This is a genomic window from Rhodococcus sp. EPR-157 (genome assembly GCF_001647195.1).
Classification (GTDB): Bacteria; Actinomycetota; Actinomycetes; order Mycobacteriales; family Mycobacteriaceae; genus Rhodococcoides.
In genome coordinates, this window is sequence record NZ_LVCV01000021.1 from 1 (window position 1) to 3,359 (window position 3,359).

General features: G+C 63.1%; 3 protein-coding genes. All 3 read left to right on the forward strand.

Annotation, left to right across the window (positions count from 1 at the left end):
• Window positions 1-915, forward strand: a 915-nt coding sequence (tal, locus tag A2J03_RS00910) for a transaldolase (RefSeq protein WP_068368456.1), incomplete at its 5' end; no start/stop codon positions are given.
• Window positions 916-918: 3 nt separating this feature from the next.
• Window positions 919-2,475, forward strand: a complete 1,557-nt coding sequence (gene zwf, locus A2J03_RS00915) for a glucose-6-phosphate dehydrogenase (protein WP_068368459.1) — start codon at window positions 919-921, stop codon at window positions 2,473-2,475.
• Window positions 2,472-3,338, forward strand: coding sequence for a glucose-6-phosphate dehydrogenase assembly protein OpcA (gene opcA / locus A2J03_RS00920; RefSeq protein ID WP_197480544.1), 867 nt, complete (start codon window positions 2,472-2,474; stop codon window positions 3,336-3,338). Before zwf ends, opcA begins: the two co-directional genes overlap by 4 nt.
• Window positions 3,339-3,359 lie beyond the last annotated feature (21 nt).

The following is a 3,359-nucleotide window of genomic DNA, read 5'->3' on the forward strand; positions in this document are numbered from 1 at the left end:
CGCGGCGCTGACGTGGACGCCACGATCCGGACCGTCACGACCGACGACGTACGCAACGCGTGCGACATCTTCACTCCGGTCTTCCAGTCGTCGGCAGGTGTCGACGGCCGCGTCTCGATCGAGGTCGATCCGCGTCTGGCTCACGACACCGAAAAGACGATCGCTCAGGCAATCGAACTGTGGAAGATCGTCGACCGTCCCAACGTGCTGATCAAGATCCCTGCCACCGAGGCGGGCATCCCGGCGATCGCGAAGGTCATCGGCGAGGGCATCAGCGTCAACGTCACGTTGATCTTCTCCGTCGAGCGCTACGAGGCCGTCATCGGCGCGTACCTGGACGGTCTCGAAGCTGCTCGGGCAGCCGGGCACGACCTCGACAAGATTCACTCCGTCGCGTCGTTCTTCGTCTCGCGTGTCGACACCGAAATCGACGCACGGCTCGACAAGATCGGCACCCCCGACGCCGAAGCACTCAAGGGCAAGGCCGCACTGGCCAACGCACGGCTGGCGTACGTCGCTTACCAGCAGACATTCGAGGTCGGGCCCCGCTTCCACGAACTCGCCGGCTCCGGTGGACGCCCCCAGCGTCCGCTCTGGGCATCGACGGGCGTGAAGAACCCGGCATACCCGGACACGCTGTACGTCACCGAGCTGGTGTCCCCCAACACCGTCAACACGATGCCGGAAAAGACACTCGACGCCGTCGCCGACCACGGCGACGTCACCGGCGACACCATCTCGGGCAAGGGCGTCGAGTCCCAGGACGTCTTCGACAAGCTCTCGGCGATCGGCATCGATATCACCGATGTCTTCCTCACTCTCGAGAACGAGGGCGTCGAGAAGTTCGAGGCATCGTGGAGCGAACTGCTGGAGGCCACTGGCGAGCAGCTTCGTCAAGCGGGCCAGAAGAGCTGATACGTGAGCGCCGCAGACTCGAACCTCAAGGATCAGGCGGAGTGGCACAACCCGCTCCGCGACCCTCGTGACAAGCGTCTACCTCGAATTGCCGGACCGTGCAGTCTGGTGATTTTCGGTGTCACAGGCGATCTGGCACGAAAGAAGCTCATGCCTGCGGTGTACGACCTGGCGAACCGGGGGCTTCTACCCCCCGGTTTCGCCCTGGTCGGATTCGCCCGTCGGGAGTGGGCAGATCAGGATTTCGCCAAGATCGTGCACGATTCGGTGCGGGATCACGCGCGCACTCCCTTCAGTGAGGAAGTGTGGGACACCCTCGCCGAGGGATTCCGGTTCGTACAGGGATCGTTCGACGATGATGCCGCCTTCGATACGCTCGCCGCCACGCTCGCCGAGCTGGACTCCACCCGCGGCACCGGCGGCAACCACGCATTCTATTTGTCCATTCCGCCTGGCGCTTTTCCTGTTGTGCTGGAACAGCTTTCACGTTCCGGGCTGGCGCAGAGCGTAGACGACAAGTGGCGACGAGTTGTGATCGAGAAGCCATTCGGCCATGACCTGGCCAGCGCCAAGGAACTCAATGCCGTGGTGAACCGGGTGTTCCCGGAGGACCGGGTGTTCCGGATCGACCACTACCTCGGCAAAGAGACCGTTCAGAACATCCTGGCGTTGCGGTTCGCCAATCAGCTCTTCGATCCGATCTGGAACGCGCACTACGTCGACCATGTCCAGATCACGATGGCCGAGGACATCGGATTGGGCGGTCGTGCAGGCTATTACGACGGCATCGGCGCCGCACGCGACGTCATCCAGAATCACCTGTTGCAGCTTCTGGCGATTACCGCGATGGAAGAACCCGTCAGCTTCAGCCCGTCCGAGCTTCAGTCGGAGAAGATCAAGGTTCTCTCGGCCACCAAACTGGCCGAACCGTTGGATCAGACGTCAGCGCGCGGTCAGTATGCAGCCGGTTGGCAGGGAAGCCAGAAGGTGAAGGGGCTCAAGGAGGAAGAAGGATTCGACTCCGAGTCCAACACCGAGACCTATGCGGCCATCACGCTCGAGGTGGACACTCGCCGGTGGGGCGGGGTGCCGTTCTACCTCCGGACAGGCAAGGCGCTCGGGCGTCGTGTCACCGAAATCGCCATGGTCTTCAAGCGGGCACCGCACCTGCCGTTCGACGCCACGATGACCGAGGAACTGGGCCAGAATGCTCTCGTCATCAGGGTTCAGCCCGACGAGGGCGTCACCATGCGGTTCGGTTCCAAGGTGCCGGGCTCGAGCATGCAGGTGCGTGACGTCAGCATGGACTTCAGCTACGGACAAGCGTTCACCGAATCCTCGCCCGAGGCCTACGAACGCTTGATCCTCGACGTCCTGCTCGGTGAACCATCACTGTTCCCGGTCAACGCCGAGGTCGAACTGTCGTGGAAGATCCTTGACCCGATCCTCGAATTCTGGGCTTCGGGCGGCACCGCCGAGCCCTACGAGGCCGGAACATGGGGTCCGTCGTCGGGCGACGAAATGATGGAACGCACCGGACGAGAATGGAGAAGGCCGTGATTGTCGACATTCCCGCCACCACGACGGCCGAGGTCGGCAAACAGCTGGTCGAACTGCGCGAGTCCGGGGGTGCCGTCACCATCGGGCGCGTCCTCACGCTCATCGTGGCCAGCCGAGATTCTGGCAAGGCGGAACGCGCCATCGCTGCGGCCAACGAGGCGAGTCGCGAACACCCCTGCAGGGTCATCGTGCTGATGCACGGTGACAGGTCCGCAGAGTCCAGTCTCGATGCGCAGATTCGAGTCGGCGGCGACGCGGGCGCATCCGAGGTTGTGGTACTGCGCCTCAATGGCGAGCTGGCAAATCACGAACACAGTGTCGTGATTCCATTTCTTCTGCCGGATACGCCCATCGTTGCGTGGTGGCCGGACGAGGCCCCCGCGGTTCCAGCCAAGGACCCATTGGGGCGCCTCGCCATTCGTCGAATCACCGATGCGACGAACGCGCCTGATACCACTGCGGCGATCAAGAGTCGCCTGTCGAGCTACAACGACGGCGACACCGACCTGTCGTGGAGCCGAATCACGTACTGGCGCGGTCTTCTGGCGACCGCGCTCGATCAGGCTCCGCACGAGAAGGTCGTGTCCGCAACGGTATCCGGCCTCAGCGAGGAGCCAGCTCTGGACATCCTCGCCGGTTGGCTTGCAGCGAAGCTCGGAATCGAAGTCCATCGTCGAACCGGCGAACTTCGGGTGGAACTGCAGCGCGAAACCACGAGTATCTCGATCACTCGTCCACAGACCGGTAAGACCGCGACGCTGCGTCGTACCGGTCAACCGGACGCCGAAGTAGCTCTGGCGCGGCGTGAGACGCGTGAATGCCTCGCCGAGGAGTTGCGTCGTCTCGACACGGACGAGATCTAAGAGCTGGCACTGAACGGACTG